Origin of the sequence: Ensifer sp. ENS11 (assembly GCF_014851895.1) — a bacterium.
In the GTDB taxonomy this organism is placed as follows: Bacteria; Pseudomonadota; Alphaproteobacteria; order Rhizobiales; family Rhizobiaceae; genus Ensifer; species Ensifer canadensis.
Genome location: NZ_JACVAN010000062.1, coordinates 1 through 602 on the forward strand (window position 1 = coordinate 1; position 602 = coordinate 602).

1 protein-coding gene is annotated in these 602 nt (G+C 65.4%); it reads left to right on the top strand.

The window, feature by feature from the left end; genetic code table 11:
- Positions 1-422 (top strand): sugar phosphate isomerase/epimerase (locus IB264_RS34215; RefSeq protein ID WP_192435375.1); only part of this gene is annotated, 422 nt, incomplete at its 5' end.
- Positions 423-602 lie beyond the last annotated feature (180 nt).

The following is a 602-nucleotide window of genomic DNA, read 5'->3' on the forward strand; positions in this document are numbered from 1 at the left end:
GCGCCAACATGCTCTACGACCCCTCGCACTATGTGCTGCAGTGCCTCGACTATCTCGACAACATCGACATCTACAAGGATCGCATCCGGATGTTCCACGTCAAGGATGCCGAGTTCAACCCGACCGGGCGGCAGGGCGTCTATGGCGGCTACCAGGGCTGGGTCAACCGGGCCGGGCGTTTCCGCTCGCTCGGCGACGGCCAGGTCGATTTCGGCGCGGTGTTTTCCAAGATGGCGGCCAATGATTTTACCGGCTGGGCAGTGGTCGAATGGGAGTGCTGCCTGAAGCATCCCGAAGACGGCGCGGGCGAAGGCGCCGAGTTCGTCAGGCACCACATCATCCGGGTGACCGAAAAGGCCTTCGATGACTTTGCCGACGGCGGTACCGACGAGGCCGCCAACCGGCGCCTGCTGGGGATTTGAGGCACGGTATAGAGCCAACGGTGGCGCCTGCCGGGCGATGGCCGCAGTGCGCCCCCGGCCGTAGCCCCTCACCCTAACCCTCTCCCGCAAGCGGGGAGAGGGGACGTGCCACACGGTGCTGCCGAGCGAGAGGAAACGCCGTCGCGATCGCCCTTCTGCCAGCTGCTGGAGGAGGGGATG